This is a genomic window from Arthrobacter sp. SLBN-83 (assembly GCF_006715285.1).
Taxonomy (GTDB): Bacteria; Actinomycetota; Actinomycetes; order Actinomycetales; family Micrococcaceae; genus Arthrobacter.
The window spans coordinates 2,879,359-2,902,792 of the sequence record NZ_VFMX01000001.1 but is presented as its reverse complement, the minus strand read 5'-3'; the positions used below and the strand labels follow the sequence as shown (position 1 = coordinate 2,902,792).

General features: G+C 62.1%; 19 protein-coding genes. 9 read left to right on the top strand and 10 right to left on the bottom strand.

Translation table 11 applies throughout. From position 1 onward, the window contains the following. Positions 1–3: 3 nt before the first annotated feature. The 3 genes from FBY30_RS13465 to FBY30_RS13455 are packed head-to-tail and all read left to right on the top strand — an operon-like array spanning position 4 to position 2,575. Positions 4–1,428, top strand: a complete 1,425-nt coding sequence (locus tag FBY30_RS13465) for a sugar nucleotide-binding protein (protein ID WP_142133307.1) — start codon at positions 4–6, stop codon at positions 1,426–1,428. After that, positions 1,425–2,156 carry a glycosyltransferase family 2 protein gene (locus FBY30_RS13460; RefSeq protein WP_142133306.1) on the top strand — a complete coding sequence of 244 codons (732 nt, stop codon included), beginning with the start codon at positions 1,425–1,427 and terminating at the stop codon, positions 2,154–2,156. Before FBY30_RS13465 ends, FBY30_RS13460 begins: the two co-directional genes overlap by 4 nt. A gap of 8 nt (positions 2,157–2,164) precedes the next feature. Continuing rightward, positions 2,165–2,575, top strand: coding sequence for a DUF2304 domain-containing protein (locus tag FBY30_RS13455; RefSeq protein WP_142133305.1), 411 nt, complete (start codon positions 2,165–2,167; stop codon positions 2,573–2,575). Between the two features lie 74 nt (positions 2,576–2,649). Here FBY30_RS13455 and FBY30_RS13450 read toward each other — a convergent pair whose 3' ends face one another. Further along, positions 2,650–3,531 (bottom strand): glycosyltransferase family 2 protein, encoded by an 882-nt coding sequence (locus FBY30_RS13450; RefSeq protein WP_142133304.1) that lies wholly within the window; start codon positions 3,529–3,531, stop codon positions 2,650–2,652. A 238-nt stretch (positions 3,532–3,769) separates the two neighbouring features. Between FBY30_RS13450 and FBY30_RS13445 the strand changes: the two genes are divergently transcribed. From FBY30_RS13445 to FBY30_RS13435, 3 genes are read left to right on the top strand one after another with little or no spacing between them, the layout of a single operon-like run. Further along, positions 3,770–4,699, top strand: a complete 930-nt coding sequence (locus tag FBY30_RS13445) for a glycosyltransferase (protein WP_235009444.1) — start codon at positions 3,770–3,772, stop codon at positions 4,697–4,699. Then, positions 4,696–5,439 carry a glycosyltransferase gene (locus FBY30_RS13440; protein ID WP_235009443.1) on the top strand — a complete coding sequence of 248 codons (744 nt, stop codon included), beginning with the start codon at positions 4,696–4,698 and terminating at the stop codon, positions 5,437–5,439. Before FBY30_RS13445 ends, FBY30_RS13440 begins: the two co-directional genes overlap by 4 nt. A gap of 59 nt (positions 5,440–5,498) precedes the next feature. Further along, the gene (locus FBY30_RS13435) at positions 5,499–6,467 is read left to right on the top strand and encodes a glycosyltransferase (RefSeq protein ID WP_235009442.1); all 969 of its coding nucleotides are present in this window, start codon (positions 5,499–5,501) and stop codon (positions 6,465–6,467) included. Here FBY30_RS13435 and FBY30_RS13430 read toward each other — a convergent pair. Continuing rightward, positions 6,464–7,387, bottom strand: coding sequence for a glycosyltransferase family 2 protein (locus FBY30_RS13430; RefSeq protein WP_142133302.1), 924 nt, complete (start codon positions 7,385–7,387; stop codon positions 6,464–6,466). The genes FBY30_RS13435 and FBY30_RS13430 overlap by 4 nt on opposite strands. Positions 7,388–7,532: 145 nt before the next feature. On the opposite strand from FBY30_RS13430, the gene FBY30_RS13425 reads away from it, so the two are divergent. Further along, positions 7,533–8,750, top strand: coding sequence for a lipopolysaccharide biosynthesis protein (locus FBY30_RS13425; protein ID WP_142133301.1), 1,218 nt, complete (start codon positions 7,533–7,535; stop codon positions 8,748–8,750). A 115-nt stretch (positions 8,751–8,865) separates the two neighbouring features. On the opposite strand, the gene FBY30_RS13420 is transcribed toward FBY30_RS13425, so the two are convergent. From FBY30_RS13420 to FBY30_RS13395, 6 genes are all read right to left on the bottom strand, one after another. After that, positions 8,866–10,884, bottom strand: a complete 2,019-nt coding sequence (locus FBY30_RS13420) for a DUF6541 family protein (RefSeq protein ID WP_142133300.1) — start codon at positions 10,882–10,884, stop codon at positions 8,866–8,868. A gap of 106 nt (positions 10,885–10,990) precedes the next feature. Continuing rightward, positions 10,991–11,716 (bottom strand): ABC transporter ATP-binding protein, encoded by a 726-nt coding sequence (locus FBY30_RS13415; RefSeq protein ID WP_142133299.1) that lies wholly within the window; start codon positions 11,714–11,716, stop codon positions 10,991–10,993. Continuing rightward, complete coding sequence (locus FBY30_RS13410; protein WP_142133298.1) at positions 11,717–12,598, bottom strand: ABC transporter permease; 882 nt, start codon at positions 12,596–12,598, stop codon at positions 11,717–11,719. After that, positions 12,595–14,619 (bottom strand): glycosyltransferase, encoded by a 2,025-nt coding sequence (locus FBY30_RS13405; RefSeq protein ID WP_142133297.1) that lies wholly within the window; start codon positions 14,617–14,619, stop codon positions 12,595–12,597. The genes FBY30_RS13410 and FBY30_RS13405 overlap by 4 nt, the downstream gene beginning before the upstream one ends. Continuing rightward, positions 14,616–15,803 (bottom strand): UDP-galactopyranose mutase, encoded by a 1,188-nt coding sequence (glf, locus tag FBY30_RS13400; protein ID WP_142133296.1) that lies wholly within the window; start codon positions 15,801–15,803, stop codon positions 14,616–14,618. The genes FBY30_RS13405 and glf overlap by 4 nt, the downstream gene beginning before the upstream one ends. 124 nt (positions 15,804–15,927) lie before the next feature. Then, the gene (locus FBY30_RS13395) at positions 15,928–16,512 is read right to left on the bottom strand and encodes an acyltransferase (protein ID WP_235009441.1); all 585 of its coding nucleotides are present in this window, start codon (positions 16,510–16,512) and stop codon (positions 15,928–15,930) included. 181 nt (positions 16,513–16,693) lie between these two features. Here FBY30_RS13395 and FBY30_RS13390 point away from each other — a divergent pair, with 181 nt between their 5' ends. Continuing rightward, positions 16,694–20,803 (top strand): FtsK/SpoIIIE domain-containing protein, encoded by a 4,110-nt coding sequence (locus tag FBY30_RS13390; RefSeq protein ID WP_142133294.1) that lies wholly within the window; start codon positions 16,694–16,696, stop codon positions 20,801–20,803. Between the two features lie 61 nt (positions 20,804–20,864). On the opposite strand, the gene FBY30_RS13385 is transcribed toward FBY30_RS13390, so the two are convergent. Then, positions 20,865–21,257, bottom strand: coding sequence for a hypothetical protein (locus FBY30_RS13385; RefSeq protein ID WP_142135265.1), 393 nt, complete (start codon positions 21,255–21,257; stop codon positions 20,865–20,867). 310 nt (positions 21,258–21,567) lie between these two features. Between FBY30_RS13385 and FBY30_RS13380 the strand changes: the two genes are divergently transcribed. Next, positions 21,568–21,816 (top strand): WhiB family transcriptional regulator, encoded by a 249-nt coding sequence (locus FBY30_RS13380; protein WP_003804966.1) that lies wholly within the window; start codon positions 21,568–21,570, stop codon positions 21,814–21,816. 147 nt (positions 21,817–21,963) lie between these two features. Here the strand turns inward: FBY30_RS13380 and FBY30_RS13375 are convergent, their stop codons facing one another. Next, the gene (locus tag FBY30_RS13375; protein WP_142133293.1) at positions 21,964–23,430 is read right to left on the bottom strand and encodes a sensor histidine kinase; all 1,467 of its coding nucleotides are present in this window, start codon (positions 23,428–23,430) and stop codon (positions 21,964–21,966) included. Positions 23,431–23,434: the final 4 nt, after the last annotated feature.

Below are 23,434 nucleotides of genomic sequence, written 5' to 3'. Positions count from 1 at the left end.
CAAATGTCCCTGGAGTTCTCAAAAAAGCTTGCCGCCCACCAAACCCCCATTCCCGGCGTCGTCCTCTATGACCTTCCGGTGCACGGCGACAACCGGGGATGGTTCAAGGAGAACTGGCAGCGGGAAAAGATGGTGGCCCTCGGGCTGCCCGATTTCCGGCCGGTCCAGAACAACATCTCTTACAACGAAAAAGCCGGCACCACCCGCGGGATCCACGCCGAGCCTTGGGACAAGTTCATCTCAGTTGCTACCGGCCGTATCTTTGGTGCATGGGTCGATCTGCGTGAAGGGCCCTCTTTTGGGGCTGTCTTCACCGCAGAGCTTGATCCAAGCCAGGCCATCTTCATTCCACGGGGTGTCGGTAACGCCTTCCAGACACTTGAGGACAACACGGCGTACACCTACCTGGTGAATGATCACTGGTCTGCGGACGCACAGGGTCAGTACACCTTCCTCAACCTGGCGGATGAAACAGCGGCAATCGAGTGGCCCATTCCACTTGCCCAGGCCGAGCTCTCCGACAAGGACAAGGCACACCCACGGATGGCCGACGTCGCACCGATGCCCGCGAGGAAGATCCTTGTGGTGGGTGCGGACGGGCAGCTGGGCAAAGCACTGCGCAGGACGTACGACGGCGACACAACAGTTGAGTTCGCAAGCCGGGCAGAGTTTGACCTCACCAGCGAGGCCAGTTACACGGGCAGGAACTGGAAGAACTACTCCACGATCATCAACGCTGCCGCCTACACTGCCGTCGACGCTGCAGAAACGGCAGAGGGTCGCAGCGCCTCCTGGTCCATAAACGTTGCCGCTGTGGCGCACCTGGCCCGTACCGCCGTCGAGCATAACCTCACTCTGGTGCATGTCTCCTCGGACTATGTCTTCGACGGAACTTTGGACAGCCACGACGAGGACGAGTCCTTCACGCCCCTCGGCGTCTATGGACAGACCAAGGCCGCCGGGGACGCGGTGGTCAGCGTCGTTCCGCGCCATTACATCGTTAGGACGAGCTGGGTCATCGGGGAAGGCAACAACTTTGTCCGCACCATGGCCAGCCTCGCACGCAAGGGTGTCAAACCCTCAGTTGTCAACGACCAAAAGGGACGGCTGAGTTTCACAGAAGACATTGCGGCCTTCATTCGACACCTGCTGGATGGGGACGCGGCCCACGGGACCTACAACTTCAGTAATGGCGGCCCGGTGAAAAGCTGGGCGGATATCGCAGCGGACGTCTACGAGCAATCCGGAGCAGCCCGGGCTGACGTCACCGGCATCACGACCGCCGAGTACTTCAAGGACAAAGCAGCGGCGCCCCGTCCACTTAACAGTGGCCTTGACCTGGCGAAGGCACGGTCCACGGGCTTCGAAGTTGTCGACGCCGACCAGCGGCTGGCAACATACCTCAAATTGGAAAACGATAAGGCATGACACCTGCAGAGCCAGCCAAGCGCACTCTTGTCATCATGCCGGCCTGGAACGAATCGGAGGCGATCGGCAACACTGTCCGCGAGGTCTTTGAATTCGGGCCTTCCTGCGATGTCCTCGTAGTGGACGACGGTTCACGGGACAACACAGCACAGGTGGCCCGCAACGCCGGCGCACTGGTCGTACAGCTTCCCTTCAATATGGGGGTGGGCGGCGCCATGCGGACCGGGTTCAAGTACGCCAAGATGCACGGATATGACCAGGTCATCCAGGTCGACTCGGACGGCCAGCATGATCCCCGCGACATCAAGGCCGTTCTTGACGGCCTTCACGAAGCCGACATCGTCATCGGTGCCCGCTTCGCAGACAAAGGCAATTACACCGTCCATGGACCGCGTAAATGGGCCATGAACGTCCTTGCCTGGACCATTTCCAGGATCGCCGGGACCAGGCTCACCGATGTAACCTCCGGCTTCCGCGCTGCCAATGCGAAAGCAATCCGGCAGTATGTAGACCACTACCCGGCTGAGTACCTCGGCGACACCATCGATTCCCTGGTGGTTGCGATCCGGTCCGGATGCACGGTGCGCCAGGTTGGAGTCTCCATGCGGGAACGGCAGGGCGGAACACCAAGCCACGACCCCGTGAAGGCCGCCATCTACCTGGGCCGCTCAGCTTTTGCCCTTCTCTTCGCTCTGACGCGCAAGAAGAACGACCCGTCATCCAACTAGGAGTTTCCATGGCCACCCTCGTTGGCTTTATCTTTGTGCTGGGCATCCTGCTGATTATTTTCGAGATGCTCCGCCGCCGGCACCTGCGGGAAAAGTATGCCGTCCTATGGATCATCATCGGTGTCGGAGTGCTCGTCCTGGTTGCCTTCCCACAGCTCCTGTTCTGGGCCAGTGGTTTGCTGGGCGTACAGGTACCTTCCAATCTCCTTTTCACGATGGCGCTGCTGCTGCTCGTGTTGGTCTGCCTGCACCTATCCTTCGAACAGTCCCAGGCAGAGGACGAAATCCGGGTCCTGGCCGAGGAAGTAGGTATTCTCCGCCTCAAGATGCAGGAACTGGAGACCCTTGCAACAAGCGACCAACCTTCACCGGGCGGTAACGTTCCCGGAGTCGGGAAACCACCCGAAACCACTGCCTGAAATATAGCCCACCGGTTAAACAGTAAGGTGGCTCCCGGCCTAGGGCCGGGAGCCACCTTACTGTTTAAGCCCTGTTAGGAAACTACGTGCTTCAGCAGCCGGGGCAGCGAGTCCGTCTTTCCAACAGCCAGCGAACGGGCCACCAGGGTGGCCGCGTTCAGGCGTGACGTCGTATGGAAGGCAGCAGCCCGTGCTGTCCGCTGCCAGCCAAGCTCGCGGAAGCGGCGCGCCTGCCCTTCAAAGAACGCCCGCTCCTCATCGAAGCGCCGCCCGTCCAGAGCCTTAACTGATGAGTCTGACGCCGAGTGGCGCCGGTAAAGGAATGCGAGGGTGGGCTCAACCACCATCGAGCCGTTTTCGGCGGCGATATCGAGCAGCAGTGCGAGGTCCTGTACGACATGCAGTCCTTCGGTGAAGCCGATGCGCCGGATCACGTCTGTTCGCCAGGCGAGAGACGGGAAGTAAGCCCAGTCAGCGCGCACGAGGCTGGTAGCCATCTTTTCGCCCTGGAGGAGAACCGGTTCTTTGGTGGTCGGCGCGTAGACCTTTTTCACAATGTCGACCAGTGGCGAGCAGGCACGGCCTTTCTCGTCAATCACCTGCACGCCGGGCTGGACCACGCTCGCTTGCGGGAAGGCCTCGAATGCCTTGGAGACGACGGACAGGTAGTTGGGCAGCATGATGTCGTCAGCACCCATAACGACCACGATCGGCGCTTCAGCCAATTCCAGCGCCTTGCGGTAATTGCCGTTGGCACCGAGGTTCGTTTCGTTCTTCTGGTACGTCACCCGCGAATCGGAGATGGATTCGAACCAACGCTGGGGTTCCGGGCTTGGAAACCCGTCATCCACCACGATGAGGCGCCAGTCTTCGAACTGCTGGCTCATGACACTCTGAGCAGCAAGTTTCATCAGGTCGACATCCCCATAGTAGGGAAGCAATACGTCAATGGCCATGTGCCAGGTAGGTCCTTTTCTTGAATCAACTCAGGTGGGATCTGTCTGCCCGGTAATGAGCACCCCGATAATGCTACCCCGTCACTACTGGCCGGCCTCGTCGGGCGGCTCCACGGGCCGCGGTAAGCGGGGGCGAATGGAGGGCTATACGAGCCAACGATAGACTGGGCCGTGCTGCCTGACAGTCCCCTCGCATGCGGGTCGGTCAATCCGGATAAGCGAAAAGGAACAGTGAGACGTGACGCGCCAGAGTGACGCCCGAGTGGTGGCCATTATTTCAGCCTTCCACCCCCCTGAGGACCTGCCCCAGAGGGTTGTGGAGCTCAACAAGCAAGTGGCGCAGACCGTGGTAGTGGACGATGGCTCTGACGTAAACCGCTCCAGCCTCGTATTGCAGGAGCTCGAGGGGATGGGCTGCTCCGTAATCCGGATGCCCGAGAACGCAGGCATTGCCGCCGCCCTCAACGCCGGGATAGACCTGGCGCTCAAGAACTGGTCCCCCGACTTTGTGTTGACCCTTGACCAGGATTCCGCGCTGGATCCGGGTTACGTGGCTGCGGCACTGGAGACCTTTGCAGAAGCCAAGGCCAAGGGCATCGAGCCGGGGCTCATCAGCGCCCAGTCGCACAATGGACTCAACGTTCCCCTGCTCACCCGAAGGGCAGAGTTCCCCGAGGCGTTCGATCCCCTGCAGTCCGGTGCCCTGATACCCGTCTCCACCCTCAAGGCCGTTGGCATGATGGACGAGCGTCTCTTCATCGACTGCGTGGACTCGGAATTCAACCTGCGCGTACGGTCGCATGGCCTTGCGACCTTGATAGGAAAAGGCTGCAATATGACCCATTCGCTGGGGCAAGCACAGCCGATGATGCTGTTCGGTTGGCACGTTACAGTCCTGGGTATCAAACGGCATGTCCACTCGCATGCGCCGTTCAGGGTCTACTACATAACCCGGAACAGTATTTACCTCTGGCGCCAGTACGGTGCGCGCTTCCCAGGCTGGCTGGTGCGGCGGCTCCGCTTCCAGATGGAAAGTGACATCTTCAGGCTGCTGTATGGCGCTAACCGCAAGGGACAACTGCGCGCGCTCGCCCGCGGCTGCTGGGATGGCTGGACCGGACGGCTTGGAAAAATCGATCCTTCGCTGCAGGAACGGATCAGTTCATGAGCGAAAAAGAGACCGTCAGGGTATCTGTATGCATGGCCACCTACAACGGCCAGGATTACGTTGCGGAGCAGATAGCGTCCATCCTCGACCAACTTTCGCCCGATGATGAACTCATCGTCGTTGACGATGCCTCCAAGGATGCAACGACCGACGTCGTCCGCAGCATCAATGATCCGCGCATCATCCTCCTTCCGAGCCGGGAAAACCGGGGTTACGTTGCCAGCTTCGAAAAGGCTATCGCGGCGAGCAGAGGCGCCTACATCATGCTCTCTGACCAGGACGACGTCTGGATACCCGGGCGGCTGGACAAACTGCTGAAGTCCCTGCAAACCAAGGCATTCGCGGCAAGTAATTTCACCGTGTTCGGCGGCCCTGCCAACAAACTGCAGAAAGTGCAGTTGAAGGAGGCCGACAGCAGGCGGTGGCTATCCAACCTGGTCACTACGTGGATCGGCATCCGGCCCTACTACGGCTGCACCATGGCTTTCCGCGCCGATGCGAAACGCCTCATTCTTCCTTTTCCGTCGTTCTTGACTGAAACGCATGACCAGTGGATAGCAATCGTGGCGAACCTCAACCGCGATATGGCACACGTGGAATCCGCCACCGTGGCACGCCGTTTGCACGATCAAAACACCACCCCCAAATCGCGGCGGCCGGTCTCCGTTATCATCCGGGCAAGGATCATGCTGCTCCGTGCCTTCTTCGTCGCCCTGAGTCGAAAGCTCCAGACAAGATGACCGCTTTGCCTTCAAGTCCGTCCTTCCCTGCCCAAACCTTTGCGGGATCATACGGAGCGGTGGCTTTGGCCGCCTACGAGCCTGATGAAGCGATGTTTGCGCGCCAGCTTCTGTCCATCCAGGCACAGACGCATAAAGAGTTCGTATGCCTTATCTCAGTCGACGGCAACTTCGAACGGGTTCAGGACATCGTGAAGCGGACGTGCGGCGACGATGACCGTTTCCGCGTACTCGGATACGACAACAGGCTCGGGTTCCATCACAACTTTGAGCGGGCGCTGAAGGAAGTTCCGGCGGGGGCACGCTGGGTTGCCCTCAGCGACCAGGATGACTACTGGTACCCCCAGAAGCTGACCAAGCTATTGCCGTACCTGGATGATTGTGCGCTTGTGACCTGCCAGGCGCGGGTAGTGTCAGCGGAAGTATCAATGACGGATCCCGACCCGGCCAAGGGCGGGTTGACAGACCGGAAAAATGTGGGCGCAGCCGACCTATTAGCCAACAATCAAGTCACCGGCTCGCTGTGTGCCTTCCGCCGTGAGGTCCTCGATATGGCGCTGCCTTTTCCGTCACTGGCCGCGCCGTCCCAGTACCACGACCACTGGATCGCACTTTGCGCCATGGCCGGAAATGGCGTCAGGATTGAAGACTTGGTGCTGCAGGATTACGTCCAACATGGCGGCAACGTAGTCGGGGAATCCAGCCAGAGCCTTGTCGGCTCGGTCAGGAACACCTTCCGGTTCGTCCGCCGCTACGAAGGCAAGGCCTCCCCGCGCAGTATCTGCAGGATCATTTACAAGACGGGGCTGGGCTGGCGGACGCTGATGGCACGTACGCTCCTGCAGCGTGTTCAGCCAGCGGGGCAACCGTTCCCGGCCGACCTGGCCGAAGCTTTGGATGTATATGCCAAGCCCCGCACCGTACGGCTCGTGCAGCTTCTGGCCGGTGGTTGGCGCCGCAGGAACGTTCCCACGATGAGGGTCCTGGAGATCCTGCTCGGCACCGTTCTCCGACCCTGGTGCCCCTAGGGCCGGGAACTGAACTGCTTCTGCTTCTCGGGCGGCAGGGTGGCGAACAGGTCGCCCGGCTGGACTGCTGCGGGCATGCGGAACATCCCGTGGGCGAGGCCCCGTGCGGTACTCGAGACCCAGAGCCGCTTGTTTCCAGCGATCCTGAACTGATGGAGCGCCAGTACTGACAACTCCGCAAGCCTGAAGAGCGGGCGCTGAGTGAGCGACCACGGCCGAGGGTTGAGGCGGGTGATCCACAACTGGTTTCGCAGGTAGTAGTAAAGGCGCCCGCCCATGTCTTTTTTTCCAGCGTTATTGGGGTGCTTCATGCGCGCCTCGACTACGTGGATGCCGAAGGAGGTAAGGGCCAAACGCTTGGTGTATTCAACGTCGTCAAACCAAATGAAGAAGTCCGCATAGGGAAGGGGCATGGCCGCCGAAAGCTTGAGGTCGACAAGGGCGCCGACAAATGTGGTGTGCGTCAGTGCAATGCCCCCCAGCTTCCGGGCGGCAAGCTGCGCATTGGCGTCTGTCGACACTGCTGGAAGGTTCCCTTGAACAACCGCCCCGGTCTCGTCTTCAACTAGCGGCGCGGCAAATCCCGGCCGCGGTTCGGTCTCCATCGCAGCAACGAGGGGCGCCAATGCATCCCTTCTGGGCTCGGCGTCGTCGTCCATCAACCAGGCAAGACTGTGCCCATGCTTCAGGGCAAGCTCAAGACCCCAAGCGAATCCGCCGGCCCCACCCAGATTCGCCCCCGTTTCAAAGAGCGTGATGCCCGGATGGTTTTGCCGTACGTACTCGGCACTGCCGTCAGTGGAGCCATTTTCGACCACGATGATCTCATCCAGGGGCCGAGTTTGCTCCTCCAATGCCGTGAGGCACTTCTTCAGATAATCCAATCTATTGAAGGACACAACTACGGCTGCTACGGACATGGACCATCCTGACTTTGCGGTGCGAGTTACCAATACAGCTTAGTGGACCGGCGTGGGCTTGCGGAGCGGCAGGGTCATCGCTGCTCTAAGCTGGAGACTTTGGCGCTTAACCTGCGCCTGGGATCGAAAGGTTGGTCTAAGCGTCGTGAAGGCAATCATGGCCGCCCTGTTTCGCATGGGTACCTTCGCACTCACCGTTGGAGCAGGAACTGTCGTTGGTCTTCTCGCGATTCCAATCATCACGAGGGTGGTGGGTGCCGATGCGTGGGCGGTGCAGGTTCTCGTGCAGACGCTCGCAACCCTGTTTGGTGTCATCGTTGCTTTCGGCTGGGGAACAATTGGTCCGGGTCTTGTAGCCTCCCATGACCGCAAGGATCGGCCTCAGCTTTTTTTAGACTCGCTAATTACCCGCACCTACCTCCTACTCGCGGTGGCTCCTGTCATGATGGTCGTCCTGGCAGTGCTGCGGCCCCGGGAAGCCGCGTTTGTTTCTATCGCTTCAGCCGCCTACCTCATGCCATTCGTCGGAGCTTCCTGGTACTTTGTCGGCGAGGGCAGGCCCATGAGACTGTTCCTCTTTGATGCCCTTCCCCAGTTGCTCGGCACGGTGGCAGGCGTAGCCGTTCTGGTGATGACCGGGGATTTCACGTTACTGGTCATCACGCAATTGGTCTTCAACATTTGCGCTGTAGTGATCAGTTCCAGTGTGATACTTCGGGATGGTGGCGGCCTGCTGGTTCCCAACTTCTCCCCGCGGAACTCTTTCCAACAAATGGCGCAGCAGCGGCACGGAGTCATCACGGCAGCCACTGGAAGCTTTTACGTCAACTTGCCCATGGTTGCGGTGAACATGATAATTCCTGCGCAATTGGCGAGCTACGCCATAGCAGATCGTCTTTTTCGCTTCTCGGTCACGGCTTTCTCCCCGGTTTTGCAGTTCGTTCAAGGCTGGATTCCAGAGGCGGGTACTGGCTCAACTACCCATAGGATCAGGCGGGCGGCGCAACTTGCCCCAGTACTGGGCATTGTCGGTGGTTCTGTCCTCGCGGCGGCAGGACCGTGGGCCGCTCAACTCTTGGTTCCTGGACCAAACAATTTCGGCTTTAACCTGAGTATTCCCGTTGGTATGAGTTTTGCAGCCGTTGCCGTCTCACAAGTCATAGGGCTTGCATGCCTGGTACCCATTGGCCAGGCCAGGGAGTTGGCGAGGTCGACTTTGGTTGGGGCCGTTCTTGGCACCCCCCTGATCCTGTTGGGGGCAGCAAACTTTGGTGTGGCCGGGGTTATCTGGGGAATGGCAGTTTCGGAAGTGGCGGTCGCCGCTTTCCAGGTGTATGTACTCCAGCGTTATCTTCGTACATAGCGACAAGTGGTGTCCCACGTGTGGTCCGCGAAGGCCTCAAAAAGCCGGCGGGTAAGCTCCCGGGAATTGTTCATAAGAACTCTGTGAACCAATCCGCAAACTTCCGCTGCAAGTATTAGGGAGCAGGGCAGAGGTCAAGCCTGTAGAGCTTTGCTTCACCCTGTGAGTCTTCGAGCGTGGCCAAACCTGCAGCTATGAGGGCGTCCAGTCCTTTGTAGCCACTGTCCCGGCCGTGTACTTCCCGGTGCCCGAAGTCGAGGATGTACTCGATCTTCAGACTTTCTACCGTCGGGCATACGGCGGGATCGTCCTTGGAAGGAACAGGCCCGTTGAGTAGCGGCGCTGCGCCTTGCGGAACAGCACTGAGGATGTGCAGCTGGACGAGCTTGCGGTCAGCGAAGGCGTAGGCGAGCGAGCTGCCATTCCAAGGATTCCCGACCATGAGGGCATCCTTGGGTACTTCTCCGGGCAGGCGTTTGATGAGCGCCATCTCATCAGTAGAGACCAACGGCGAGTCCTCCGACAACCGATAGGACCCCGCCATCGAAGCTTGAGCCTGGCTGACGTTTCCGCGCTGAGTGGCCGCTGCCAAAGCGACAATCATGACAATTCCAGCGGCGACAAGGAGAGCCCCGGGACGCAGTCCGCTCCCCTTGGCTGCACCCTCGACGGCTCGGCTAAACCGCCTCCTGTTCAGGAAGCCGGCACCAGCCGCGAGGGCTGAGGACAACCAGCACCAGACCTCGACGGCGCCCCTGCAGGCCAGCGGGATTGTCACCAATGGCAGGAGTGCGGCCAGGCGCGGCGGGTCATTATACCAGATACCGGTGAGAGACAACCGGAAGTCGTCCGCAGGAAAGGAACTGACGACGACGAAAAGAGCTGCCGCGACCAGGTAAGTTCCCAGCAGCCATACCTTGCGGCCGGAACGGATGGTCACATAGATGCCAAGGAGCGTCAGCGCCATAACGGCCCACGCAACCGGGCGCCCGATCGCTGAACTGGCAATCAGTTCCCCGATGGCCTGTCCCGTCGTCTCCACCGGTGGCCAGAAGGCAGCCTCCGCCGGGGGACGCACCACGTCCCACAGAAGGCGGATCAGTACGACGGCGGCAATGAAAGCCAGCCCCAAGGCCGCCGACACCATCACCCGCCCCCTGCCCCTCCGGGACCTGAGGTTTTCCGCGAAGACGCGGACATAGACGTAGAAGGCAGGAGGCAACATCAATGCAAGCCACGCCATGGCGGCACTGGGGTGGGCGAGGGCCATACCGGGAAGAACAGCCAGCAACAGCAGCAGGCTCATAATCCTGGAACCGTACGACACGGCGGACAGGCCGAGCGCGTCCACTCCCAAGGCCAACACCAGGGGCAGCAGGGCCACCGCCAGAAAATTCGGGTAGAGGACTCCGAAATCCAGGAGGGAAATGGGGAACGCGCCAAAGGCGGCAGACAGCACGCCTGCCGCGATGCTGACGGCGGGATGGCGTCCCCAGATAGTCTGCGCGAGATACATGCATCCGAGCGGCCACACCAGTGCGGCGACAACGATGTTGACGGCGTTCACTGACGAGGTTATTTCCCCACCGCCGGCACTCACGAGCAGGGACACCACGTCGTGCCATGCGGCAGGATACGACCCCGCACCTGTCATGGCGTTGAGGGTGAGGGACGAACCTGACCCGGTATCGAGAATGTACCGTACCGCATTCAAGTGGAAGACGTTATCGAATGTCTGAGAGAACGACTCAGGCGACCCGATGGCGTTCAGGAGCCTGCGCCCTATCAGGAATGCTGCCAAGGCTGCTGCCGCCAAAGATGCGACGATCCAGTAGCGCGGCCTGTCCTCAGCAGCCAACTTAACCGGTTTCGCTCTCTTTCGAAGCAAAACGGAAGCCCCAAAGGCTACTGCGGCCATCCCAATGGTTACCGCGACCACCGGCAACAGCGACCACGTGACCCCGACGAAGGGTGCGGCGATGGCAGCCACACCAATGACGGAGACGCTCACGCCCGGAGCTGCCGCCACCGCCCGGGGTGCGCCAAGCCGCGCAGCCAGGCCAACGGCAAGTCCTGGAATGAACAGCAGAACCAGTGCAAGGAGAAACTGCGGTACTGCGTCAAACCAGGACAAGAATCCTCCGAAAAGTTGTCGGCACGCCAGCCGAAGCGGCACCTCGTACCGCTGATGGTCAATCAAAAAGCGAACGCAACAGTTGATCTGCCGCGGATGACGCCCGTCAGGCCCTCAGAATCGAGACGGCCTCATGGATGGGTCCATCGAATTTCACGTTACCGTGCTCCATCAGGATTCCCCGGTCGCATATACGGGAAACGAGGTCCAAGTCATGGCTCACCACAACCAGCGTCTTACCCTCGTGCGCCAGTTCCTGGATCTTATCGATGCATTTGCGCTGGAAAGGCTCGTCCCCGACCGCGAGGATCTCATCGATCAGGAAGACTTCCGGGTCTGTGTGCACAGCGACCGAAAAAGCCAGGCGCAGGTACATCCCGGAAGAATAGAACTTGACCTCGGTATCGATGAACTGGCCGATCTCGGAAAATTCGACAATATCGTCGAACCTCTCCTTAATCTGCTGCTCAGTCATTCCCAGGATGGCGCCGTTGAGGAACACGTTGTCCCGTCCGGAGAGGTCGGGGTGGAAGCCGGCACCTACTTCGATGAGTCCGGCAACCCGGCCCCTCGTCTTCACCGTTCCAGTGTCGGGAAGCATGACTCCCGAAATATGCTTGAGCAGAGTGGATTTACCTGAACCGTTCAGGCCCAGGAGCGCCACAGTCTCCCCCGCCTCGACGTCAAGAGATACGTTTTTCAGGGCATGGAACTTCTCGGAAAGATCCCCCTTGCGCCCCTTTATCAGCCAAACGACGGCTTCCTTGATAGACCGTGTGTGGCGCAGGACAAACTGCTTGCTGATATCCGAAACTTCAATTGCCTTGACCACTTAAAGCTCCTGCGCGAAACGGCCCTCAAGGCGCCGAAAGGTGAATTGGCCCAAGAGGAGGATGGCCAGCGCCACGCCCAGTCCAACAAACAACCAAAGACTGAAGAGATTCGGAGGCATGGCCACGGAACCGTCCGTTGTGGGGAACCAGAACGCATAATGAAAAAGTTCCACCCCGATGGTGATCGGGTTTGCCTGGTAGACGGCGAACCACCCCGCACCAAGCTTGTTCTGGACCATGGACCACGCATACATCACGGGGGAGGCCCAGGTGGCAACCATCAGGAGCATGTCCACCAGGTTCTCCGAATCCCGGAAGTAGACGTTGGCCGCCCCGAACAGGAGACCAAGTCCGGTGGCGAGCAAAGCCACGATAACGAAACCCGCAACCGCAGCCAGCAGTTGAATGAGGTTGGGATGCCAGCCGGCCAGGACACACCCGATGACCAGCACCACCAACTGCGGGAAGAAGTGCACAGCCGACACCCAGACCGAAGCAACGGGGAAGAGCTCGCGCGGAAGATAGATCTTCTTGATGAGGTTTCCGTTATTGACTATCGACCGCGCGGCGTTGCCCAGAGCCTCTGTGAAGAAGTTGATGAGGACGATGCCGGAGAACAGGTAGACCGCATAGTTTGCAAGCCCTTCCGGGTTCCGCGCGCTCCGCTCAAGGCCGAGGAAAACCCCCAAGGCCACATAGAAGACAATGAACTGCACCCCGGGCTTCACGTAGGACCAGAGAAGGCCCAGCACAGAGCCCCGGTAACGCACCTTGAGTTCCTTGCGGACCAGCAGCTTGAGCAGGAACCCGGACTGCCTGATGTCGCGCAGCCCACCGCCCAGCCCGGGAGTGGTCAACTCCCCGGATGCGATTGCGCTCACTTGATCTCGTTCTGCGTGTGTTGCTCGAACGTCTTCCTCCAGGACTCCATGGAGGTCAGCTCGGAGACGGCGGCTTTGTACTTCTTACTGAGAGCAGGCCACTCCTTCAGCAAGGCAGAGTGGAGCTTGGCGCTTTCGGCCAGCATCTTCCGGAGCCGTTGGGGATCCCGCCGGTACCAGGAAGCTCCTGTGCCCTCGGCATTGGACACCACGGCACTGTCATACTGTGCCATCCGCCACCACCGGTTGTCCTGGTGCGCAATTGTCGTCTGCGGGCGCTCGGCGCTTGTGCCCTTGACGGGGCTCGCAAGTTGCCGGACGACAGTCTTTGCTGCCCAGGGAAGGAGCGTCAGCTTCCCGGGCTGGGAGGGGCCGTGTCCACGGCGGGGCGGCTTATCCATCTTTGGCGCAGGGAAGTCCTCCGGGTCTGGCCGGAAAACGGCGTCAGAGTGCGCGGACATCATGTCGCGGATCTGCGGCAGCTTGGCGGACAGCAGCCCTGGCAGGGCATCCGGACCCTTCAGCACATCCTCCAGCGCCCACTGCCGGCCCTGCGCTGTGGCGTACTGCATCGAAACGAGGTGCTTGACGTCGGCGTACTGCGACTCCTTGATGACCCTGCCGCCGAACTCGTAGGGGCTGTGGAGGAGCGCGGCCACCACCCTGTTGCGGGCGTGGAAGTAGGCCTGCCAGCCAACAAGGTCGTCCTTGTCGATCCACGAAACATGCCAAACAGCCGAGCCGGGCAAGGACACTGTCGGGTAGCCGGCGGCCTTGGCCCGCAACCCGTACTCGGAATCGTCCCACTTAATGAACAGTGGGAGTGACAGTCCGATTTCACGGATTACCTGGGTGGGGATGAGGCACATCCACCAGCCGTTGTAATCGACGTCGCACCGCCGGTGCAGCCAGGGGGTCTGGCGAAGGTTGGACGACAGGAAGTCGTGGCCCAGGATCATGTCCTCGCTGGGGAGCGACGGCTGGAACCTGTAAGGATTGACCACCTCGCCGAAGGTATGCAGCACGGTGCGGTTGTAGAGGTCGAACATGTGGCCGCCGACAAGGGTCGGTGTCTTGCACCGATCCGCGAAAGTCAGCAGTCGAATGATGCTCTCCGGTTCAACAACCACGTCATCGTCCATCAACAGGGCGTAGTCGCTGCCGTTCTCCACGGCTTCAAACATGCCGCGGGCGAACCCGCCCGAGCCACCCAGGTTGGACTGGTTGATGATGCGCAGCTTGCCGTTCAGGGACCGCTTAACGTCGTCGAAGCCTTCTGCGTCGGCAAGCTTCTGCGTCCCCTGGTCCACAATCAGGATTTCCTGCACGTGGGCAAGTGCTTCTTCGCTTTCTGCAAGGAGGCGCAGGTTGTTCAGGCAGAAGTCCGTCTTGTTCAGCGTGGTGATCTGGAGCGTGACGGACCCCGGCTTTGATTCGACGGCCGCTCCCTGCCACTCGGCGTCGAGCATAATCAACGGCTCTGTACCGGCGAGCAGGTCGAACCAGTACCATCCACCATCACCGAAGGGCGCGAGCGAAAGCTCAAAGGTGCTTTCCGCCGTGCCTTCAACCCTCCGGGTGTCCACCCGCTGCAGGGACCCGCGTGCATTCGACTTGTACACGATGACGGAGCCGGCCCCCTGGGTCCGGACCTGCAACCGGACCTTGTCCACGGTGGTCCACCGCCGCCAGTAACTGGCCGGGAAGGCATTGAAGTAGGAACCGAAGGACACCCGCTCGCCTGAGCGGACCGACGTCGAGTGGCGTGAAAGGAAGTCTTCCACGTGGGCTTCCTTGGTGGGGCTGCTGATGGTCCGGGCCTTGTTCGCCTTCCCATCCCGGTCCCCGGCAGTAGGCAATTGGATACCGGTAGCGGTGCCCATGTCCATGTACAGGGGCACCGTATCCATCTGGCTCGCGCTGGGCAGGATCACGCGCTGAAGCGTCTGCCACGCCTGCGGGCTTCCCGCCCGGTCAGTCTTCACTGAGTCCTTCGTCTTGTTGTCGGTAGGGACGCTCATGCGTCGACTCCCCCGCTTTCAAGCTGTACGCCGCTTTCGAAGTGCGGCCTGATCTTGTTATCGAACATGCTCAACGCGGACCCGATGGCCATGTGCATGTCCAGGTACTTGTAGGTGCCCAGCCGGCCGCCGAACAGGACGTCCTTCTCAGCCGCTGCCAGGTCGCGGTACTTGAGCAGGCGCTCCCTGTCCGCGGAGGTGTTGACCGGGTAGTAGGGCTCGTCGCCCTTCTCTGCGAAACGGGAAAACTCGCGCATGATGACCGTCTTTTCGGTCTGGTAGTCGCGCTCCGGGTGGAAGTGGCGGGGTTCGATGATGCGGGTGTAGGGAACATCGGCGTCGTTGTAGTTCACAACGGACGTGCCCTGGAAGTCACCCATCTCCAGGACTTCTTCCTCGAAGTCGATGGTGCGCCAGGACAGGTCGCCCTCGGCGTAGTCGAAGTAGCGGTCAACCGGCCCGGTGTAGACGACCGGGATGTTGCCCACAACCTTGTTCTTGCTGTACTCGTGGGATTCGTCGAAGAAGTCCGTGTTGAGCCGCACCTCGATTTTGGGATGCTCCGCCATCTTTTCGATCCATGCGGTGTAGCCGTTGGTCGGCAGGCCCTCGTACTTGTCGTTGAAGTAGCGGTTGTCGTAGTTGTAGCGCACTGGCAGCCGGGAAATGATGCCGGCGGGCAGGTCCTTGGGGTCCGTCTGCCACTGCTTGCCCGTGTAGTGCTTGATGAACGCTTCGTACAGCGGGCGGCCGATGAGCTGGATGCCCTTGTCGTTCAGGTTTTGCGGATCCGTTCCTGCCAGTTCACCGGCCTGCTCCTGGATGAGGTCCCTGGCCTCGCCGGGGGTGAGGTTGGCCCGGAAGAACTGGTTGATGGTGGCCAGGTTGATGGGCAGCGAATAGACCTCGCCCTTGTGGACGCCGTAGACCTTATGGACGTAGTCAGTGAAGGTGGTGAACCTGTTGACATACTCCCACACCCGCTCGTTGGAGGTGTGGAAAAGGTGGGCGCCATACCGGTGGATCTCAATCCCGGTCTGCTCTTCCTTTTCGCTGTACGCGTTTCCGCCGATGTGGTGGCGACGGTCGATGACGACGACCTTCAGGCCGAGCTCAGTGGCGGCCTGTTCTGCGATTGTCAGGCCAAAAAAGCCGGACCCTACGATGACGAGGTCAGCGGTCACAAAATCTCCTGGTTCGAATGCGGGCAGCGCAATGGTGCGCATTGTCTGCTGCTCTAGCCTACCCGAGGGACTGCACGGGCCGTCGAATCAGCCCGCTGGCTGTGAGCCGGCACACAGCCGTCCGTCAGGCAAGGCGCAGTGTCCCGTCGTCTTCAATGTATGCCTCCCCGGTACCGGGACAGATCCACTGCCCGCCCTCCTGCCGGAGCGGCTGGCCGGCCCTCCCCACCCAACCAATCCGACGCGCGGGTACCCCGGCAACGAGCGCAAAGTCCGGCACGTCCTTGGTGACGACGGCGCCTGCCGCCACCGTGGCCCACGCGCCGATGGTCAGGGGTGCTATGCAGACTGCCCGCGCCCCGATGGCGGCCCCCTGCCGGATGGTGACACCCACTTTGTTCCAGTCGTCCTCGGTTTTGAGGGCGCCCTGGGGGGTAACAGCGCGGGGAAAGACATCGTTTGTCAGCACCGCTGCCGGACCAATAAAGACCCCTGCTTCCAGGACTGCGGGCTCGTACACCAGCGCGTAATTCTGGACCTTGCAGTTCTCCCCCAGGACCACTCCAGGCCCTATGTAGGCGCCGCGGCCGATGACGCAGTTCTCCCCCAGGCGTGCTGCCTCCCTTATCTGTGCGAGATGCCACACCTTGCTGCCTGCCCCGATGCGGGCTCCGGCATCAACATCCGCGCTGTCAGCAATCGTGGTCAAGGGGGACTCCTTCGCAGCTCTCGGACCGCCTTGGCCAGGTCCAGGGTGTAGTGATCCTAACCGCGCTGTCATTTTCCGGGGAGACCGGAAACCACACGTTTATCCACATAGGACGTGAAGTCCCTGCCCGCTCCTGCCGGCCGTGGCTAGCGTGTGGGTAAATACATGAAGGATCCCCACCATGACATTCAACTGCACGCTGCTTGCCGGCCCGGGATCACTGGAGGTCCAGCCACCTGTGGAACTATCCATCGATGCCCCGCTTGGCACGTCCGGCTCCGTGATTCACCAGCAGTTGGTGCGGAAGTTTGGCGCAGGCGCTGTCACTGTGGACGGGAAAGATCTTTGCTCCCTGGTGCTGGGCGTTCCACCGCTGGTGGAGGCGGCCATCCTTGTCGATTGTGGCACCGCACCCTTGAGGCTGCGGCCCAAACGTCCACGGGTCTGCCGTCCTTCGGCTCCGCTGGCCCTCACGGTTGACAGCGGAGCGGCAGCGGGGACGGTTGTCCGGCTCCAGCGTGGCAGCTACAGCATTGGCCGCAGCGGCACGAGGATAGTCATTCCGGATCCGGAGCTTTCCCGCGAACACGCCCGCGTGGTCGTTACGGAGACGGACATTATGTTGGTTGACCTGGACAGTGCCAACGGGACATACGTCAACGGGGAGCGGATCCGCAGCACGGTCATCTCCACGGACTCCAGCATCAGGTGTGGGCAGTCGAACCTGTCACTTGTCTTTGCAGAATTGCCTGCACGGGTCCTGGCAGATGCGGGAAAGTCGGTGGCTGACCCGGTCGTGGTGGCCGGCCGGGTCGAGGCCGGTAACCGTCTCGTACTCCTTGTGACCGCGGTTCTGCCCCTGGCAATCGGTGTGCTGCTCGCCACGCTCACCGGCATGTGGATGTTCCTCGCCTTTTCCCTGGCTTCCGCGTTCCCAGTCCTGGTTACCGCACTCGGCGGAAGGCGGCAGAAGCGGGAACTGTCCGCCGCCGTGGATGCCGCTGTCGAGGAAGACAAAAAGCGCCGGCGGCGGTGCGCCCCTCCCCTGTCGCTCGTAGCGTTGGCAGCGGAATGGGGCAAGGAGACGCCCTGTGACGGCTCCGGCACGGATGGCATCTGGCTGCGGGTGGGCCAGGCAGAGCAGCCGCCGAACATCCGGGTCGAACCGATTGGCGCTGCCCCAGTGGTTCCATCGGCCGAAACAGCGCCTGTCCTGCTCGACCCGGCCCGCCCGCTCACCACGGTGCGCGGGCCGCGGTTTGCCACCGACGGGGTCATCCGCTCCCTCCTTATGCAACTGGCGGGGTACCCGCGCGCCGGCACCACCCGCGTCGTCGTCCACGGGACCGCGGGAAACCTGCCACTCGCTGCCCGGTACCTTTCCACGGTGACGCTTACGGCAACAGCCAGTGCCGGGTTCAGGGTCGTGACCAGCAGCCATCCGCCGGGCTGCGAGCGCGGAGTTCTGTTGATTCGGGGAGAAACCTCCACCCTTGAGGCTGAACACCGAGTCCGCGAAGCAGCACTCCGGCACGGGTGGCAGGTTCTGCATTTCCTTCCGGACGATGGGGAACGGCCCGCACCCGATGTCCTTCTATCCGAACGACACTCGGTGGCACTGTTGGACCTCCGCGAGACGGTCTTCGTTCCCGACCTGGCGCCGGAAGAGGTGTTCACCCGTTTTTGCCGGCGCCTTGCAGGCGAACACTCCGGGGGCAGCGAACCGGGCAGGGGTGTGCCGGCTGCGTGCGGCCTCGAACAGGTCCTGCCCCTCACTCCCGAGGCCACCGCCGGCCGCTGGGACTCCAGTGCACAGGATGACGGGCTGGCTGCACCGCTGGGACTGAGTGCAGCCGGAACGAAGTACATCGACCTCCATGCCGACGGACCCCACCTTCTGGTCGCAGGCACCACCGGCTCCGGAAAGTCGGAACTGCTCCGGAGCCTGACGCTTGCCCTCGCCCTGAGCCATCCGCCGGAGCGGGTCAACTTCTTTTTCATTGACTTCAAAGGCGGTTCAGGACTGGGCCCACTGGGCAGCCTGGTGCACTGTGTCGGCTTGCAGACAGACCTTTCCAATGGCGAAATGGATCGGACGCTGACGTCACTCCGCGCCGAAGTGCGGCTTCGGGAGAGTTGCCTTTCAGCCGCCCGCGTCCCGGACATTTCCGCGTACCGCACCACCCCTGCGGCCCGGGACTTTGTCCTCCCCCATCTGATCATCGTCATCGACGAGTTCCGGATGCTGGTTGATGGCGCCCCGGAAGCACTGCGCGAACTGCTGCGGATTGCAGCCATCGGGCGATCGCTCGGCATCCACTTGGTGATGGCAACGCAGCGACCGCAGGGCGCCTTGACGGCAGACATCCGCGCCAACGTCACCTCGAGCATTGCCCTTCGCGTGCAGTCGGATATGGAGTCGGTGGACATCGTCAACTCGAAGGCCGCTGCTGCCATTAGTGTCGACTCGCCGGGCCGCGCCTTCCTGGCCCGCGGAGCGGAGGCGGCAGAGGAGTTCCAGGCAGCTTCCCTTGCCCCACCTTCCGGGGTAACCCGTCCCGCCGCCGTTGAAGTCCACCGGACCATTGACTATCTCGCCGCTCATGGCGACGAACCCGGCCATGGCCCAGCCGCTGTGCCAACCCCCGCGCAGGCGGTGGAACCGCTGACAGCCATGGTTCGGAACCTGTGCGCAAGCCAGGAAAGGGCCCTACCACGAAGGCCTGTAGCTCCGCCCCTGCCCGAGCAACTGGAAGAACCAGTTCCGGGTGACGCCTCCAGGGGCCCGGCAACCACCAGCCCCAGCGGGGTGGAACGTCTGGAGACGGGCCGCCGGGTCCCGCTGGGCTTGATGGATCTGCCGGAAAAGCAAAAAGTAGAAGCCCTGGTGTGGAACCCCGCCCGCCACGGTCACGTTGCATTCATCGGCAGTACCGCTTCCGGCGCCGGAGAAGGCCTGGAACTGGCCGTCCATAAACTGATGCTCAACCCTGCTGAAACCCACTTTTATTTGTTGGACGCCACGGGAGGCTTCCTGCCGATGGCCCGGGCGGCCAGAACGGGCGCTCATGCCGGACTGCACGAGCTGCGGCGGGGAGTGCGCATCCTGGAGCGGCTGGCTCGGGAACTTAGGCAGCGGCTGAGCAGTCCAGCCGGCAGCCCTATACCCCTCGTCGTCGTCATCTCCGGTTGGGGGTCCTGGGTTTCAGCCTTCCGGTCGGGACCGTTGGCCTGGGCTGAGGACCTGGTTCACGACCTCGTTCGTGACGGCGCCAGGGCAGGGATCACGCTGCTGCTCTCCGGCGAGCGCGAGCTGGTAACAGCCAGGTTCTTTGGCGCCCTTCCCAACCGCTTCTACTTTCCGGCCGGTTCCACGGAGGAAAGCCGGGGCATGTGGCCACGGCTGCCCTCGGCCCCGGCCGTCCAGGGCCGGGCAGCAGTCTTTGGCCCTGTCTCCGGCGGCGGCCCCGCAGTCTGCCAGTTTTACCGCACCTCTGCCCCAGACGTCGCCGGCAACCCCAACTACCTGCCTGCCGCATCGCCTCCATTCCGGGTGGAACCCCTCCCGCCGACAATTACGGTCAGGCAGGTTGCAGCGATGGCAGGGTCAATGCGGGTTGGTCATGTCCCCGAACAGTCATTACCAGGCCAGGATGGGGTTGACGGAGGCCAGGAAGGGATTGACGGAGGCCGCCGCTCCGGGTTGGCAGGAACAGCGTCCTCCGGAAGGGACCGCCGCCGGCACGAGATCCTCCTCGGAGTATCCGGGGACGAAGTTGCTCCACTGTCTTTTCGGCTGCCCCGCGGCGGCGTTGTGGCGATCCTTGGCAGCACCGGGAGCGGCAAGACCAGTACCTTGCACGCACTGAAGGCGCTCAACCCGGAGCAGTCCTGGTGCAGCTGTCCTGAAGCTCCGGACGCGGCCGGAAGTTTTTGGGCTGGGCTGCTGGTGCAGGCCGAGGCAGGAAAGGTGCCCTACGGGTCAATTCTCCTTGTTGATGATGTGGACCTGCTCACCCCGGCCGCAGTACGGGACCTGGGCCACCTGAATGCCCTTGGCTACCCAGCCGTGGTCACCGCCACTTTCAGCCCGGCGCTCCTTCAGCGCGTGCCGCTGATCATGAACTCCAGGGCATCGGGCATTGGACTGCTGCTCTGTCCGCGCTCAGCAGCTGACGGCGACCTGTTCGGGAGCCGCTTCGAAATCGAGGCGAATCCCCCGCCCGGCCGCGGCGTGCTGATCTCCGGCGGCCGGTCCTGCCCCCTTCAGGTGGCCTGGGCGGGAACATGAGAGCGGGCGTCACCACCTCACGCACATGAAACCCGCGGATCGGGAAGGCACAGGCAGCAGGTCAGAGGGTGGGCGGCGCGGTCCCTGTTCGGGAGGCATGGCTTATCACCCTGTTGGAGAACAGGAGAACGATAGCGGCGACCGCCGGAACCACCATTGCGAGCCCTGCGACGACCAGGCCGCTGGTCATTGCGGGCACGCCGATGGTCAGTACGAACAGTTGGGCCACCAGGGCGGCCGCCCTGGTCCAGCGGAAGCCCCGGTAGAGAAAGACAGCGACGGCATAAAGCCAGGCGGAAAAGGCCAGCAGGAGGCCCAAGGTAAAGACCGCGCCCCAGAAGGACAGGACGGGGCTCCCGGACAGCAACTCGTAGGCATACCACCCCGCTGCCAGCAGGAGCGCGGAAGCCTCGGCAGCCGCCACAATCGCTACCACCTTGGCCCCCGCCGGCACCGTCGCCGGGCGGTTGTCGCCTCCGCGCGAGTCACCGGAAGGAGATGGGGTACCTGCTGGGTTCACCGGGGGTCTTGACACACTGGCACCCTACCGGACATAGTCGGACACTGGTGAAGGCGCCGGCCGACACTGTGATGCATCGCTCAGGTTTCGTGGGATTTCGGGCGTTATTACCCCTTGTTTACACAGCGTTAACATGACAGGCTTGATGCAGATGACCAAGGGGGCCCAGAGGGCCCTTTTCCTTTGTAGCCACTAGTGAATAATTTCACAAAGGCAATTCCCAGAAATGGAGCAACTGATCAGCATGGATTGGCGTAATCGCGCAGCGTGCCTCGACAAGGACCCGGAACTGTTCTTCCCCGTTGGGAATACAGGGCCGGCCCTCCTGCAGATCGAGGAAGCCAAGAGCGTCTGCCGGCGGTGCCCCGTCGTGGACACATGCCTGCAGTGGGCGCTGGAATCCGGCCAGGATGCCGGTGTCTGGGGCGGCATGAGCGAAGATGAGCGCCGCGCCCTGAAACGGCGCGCTGCCCGTGCACGCCGTGCCTCCTAGTAAGGCCCCAAACGGCAGGGTAAGAGCGCAGAGCAACTAAGACAGAGGCCCCGGGACTATCCACATGGAATGTCCCGGGGCCTCTGTCTGTCCTTGCCGGCGTTGGGCTGCCTGCCGGCATGCTCCGGCAGACTGGAAGGCCGCGTCTTACTTGCCGGCCAGGCTCAGCCGGATCTTGACTTCCGTGCCACCGCCCTCGCGGCGCTGCCACGTGATGGTGCCGCCCAATTCGCTGGTGACCAAGGTCCGCACGATCTGCAGGCCCAGTCCCTCAACGTGCGGGGTTTCGGGAAGTCCCACGCCGTCGTCGGCAATGGTTACCGTCAACTCCTCGCCGTCCTCGCCTTCGGACCGGTCGGCAACAAGCCACACTGTTCCCGCCCTGCCCTCAAGACCGTGCTCCACGGCGTTGGTCACCAGTTCGTTGATGACCAGGGCAAGCGGGGTTGCGAGATCGCTGGGAAGTTCGCCAAATGTGCCTGCCCGCTCGGTCCGGACCTGCTGGGAGGGGGACGCCACCTCCGCGGACAGCCGGAACTGGCGCCCGATCAGCTCATCAAAATCCACACTCTGGGTAAGGCCCTGCGACAAGGTCTCGTGAACCAGTGCAATGGTGGCAACACGTCGCATCGCCTGTTCCAAGCCCTGCTTTGCCTCGTCGCTCACCATGCGGCGGGACTGCATCCGCAGGAGTGCGGCCACCGTCTGGAGATTGTTCTTGACCCGGTGGTGAATCTCCCGAATGGTGGCGTCCTTGGTCACCAGCTCCATCTCACGACGACGCAATTCGGAGACGTCGCGGCAGAGCACCAACGCGCCAAACCGCTGCTGCTCATCACGGAGCGGAATGGCCCGCAGGGACAGGCTCACCCCCCGGGACTCAATTTCGCTGCGCCACGGCATGCGCCCGGTCACTACCAGCGGCAGGGTTTCGTCGACCATCCGGCGGTCCTTCAGCAGGCCGGCCGTAACCTCAGCAAGCGAACGGCCCTCCAGGGACTCGCCGTCACCCAACCGCCGGAAGGCCGACACGCCATTGGGGCTGGCGTACTGCACCACGCCGTCGGCATCCAGCCTGATCAGCCCGTCCCCCACGCGGGGAGCACCCCGGCGGGACCCTGTGGGCGAAGCGAAGTCCGGCCACAGGCCCAGGGTTCCCATCCGCAGGAGGTCGTACGCGCACTGCCGGTAGGTCAGCTCCAGCCGGGACGGCATCCGGGAGCTGGACAGGTCCATGTGGGTGGTGACCACCGCAAGAGTCCTGCCGTTGCGGACCATGGGAACGGCCTCCACCCGCAGGGCCATCTCGCTGTTCCAGTTCGTCTCGCTGGAACGCTCGATGGTCCTGCTGTTCCACGCCTTCTCCACAAGTGGTTGCAGATCGGACCTGATGCCTTCGCCCACAAAGTCGCTGTGGAACGCCGTATGGGTGGTGGAGGGCCGCACGTGTGCCAGGGCGATGTAGCCAAGTTCCGGGTGGGGGAACCACAGCGCCAGGTCGGCGAACGCCAAGTCCGCCACCATCTGCCAGTCCCCCACCAGGAGGTGCAGCCACTCGGCATCGCCCGGCCCGAAATCAGCGTGTTCCCTGATGGGGTCCGTAAAGATTGCCACTGCA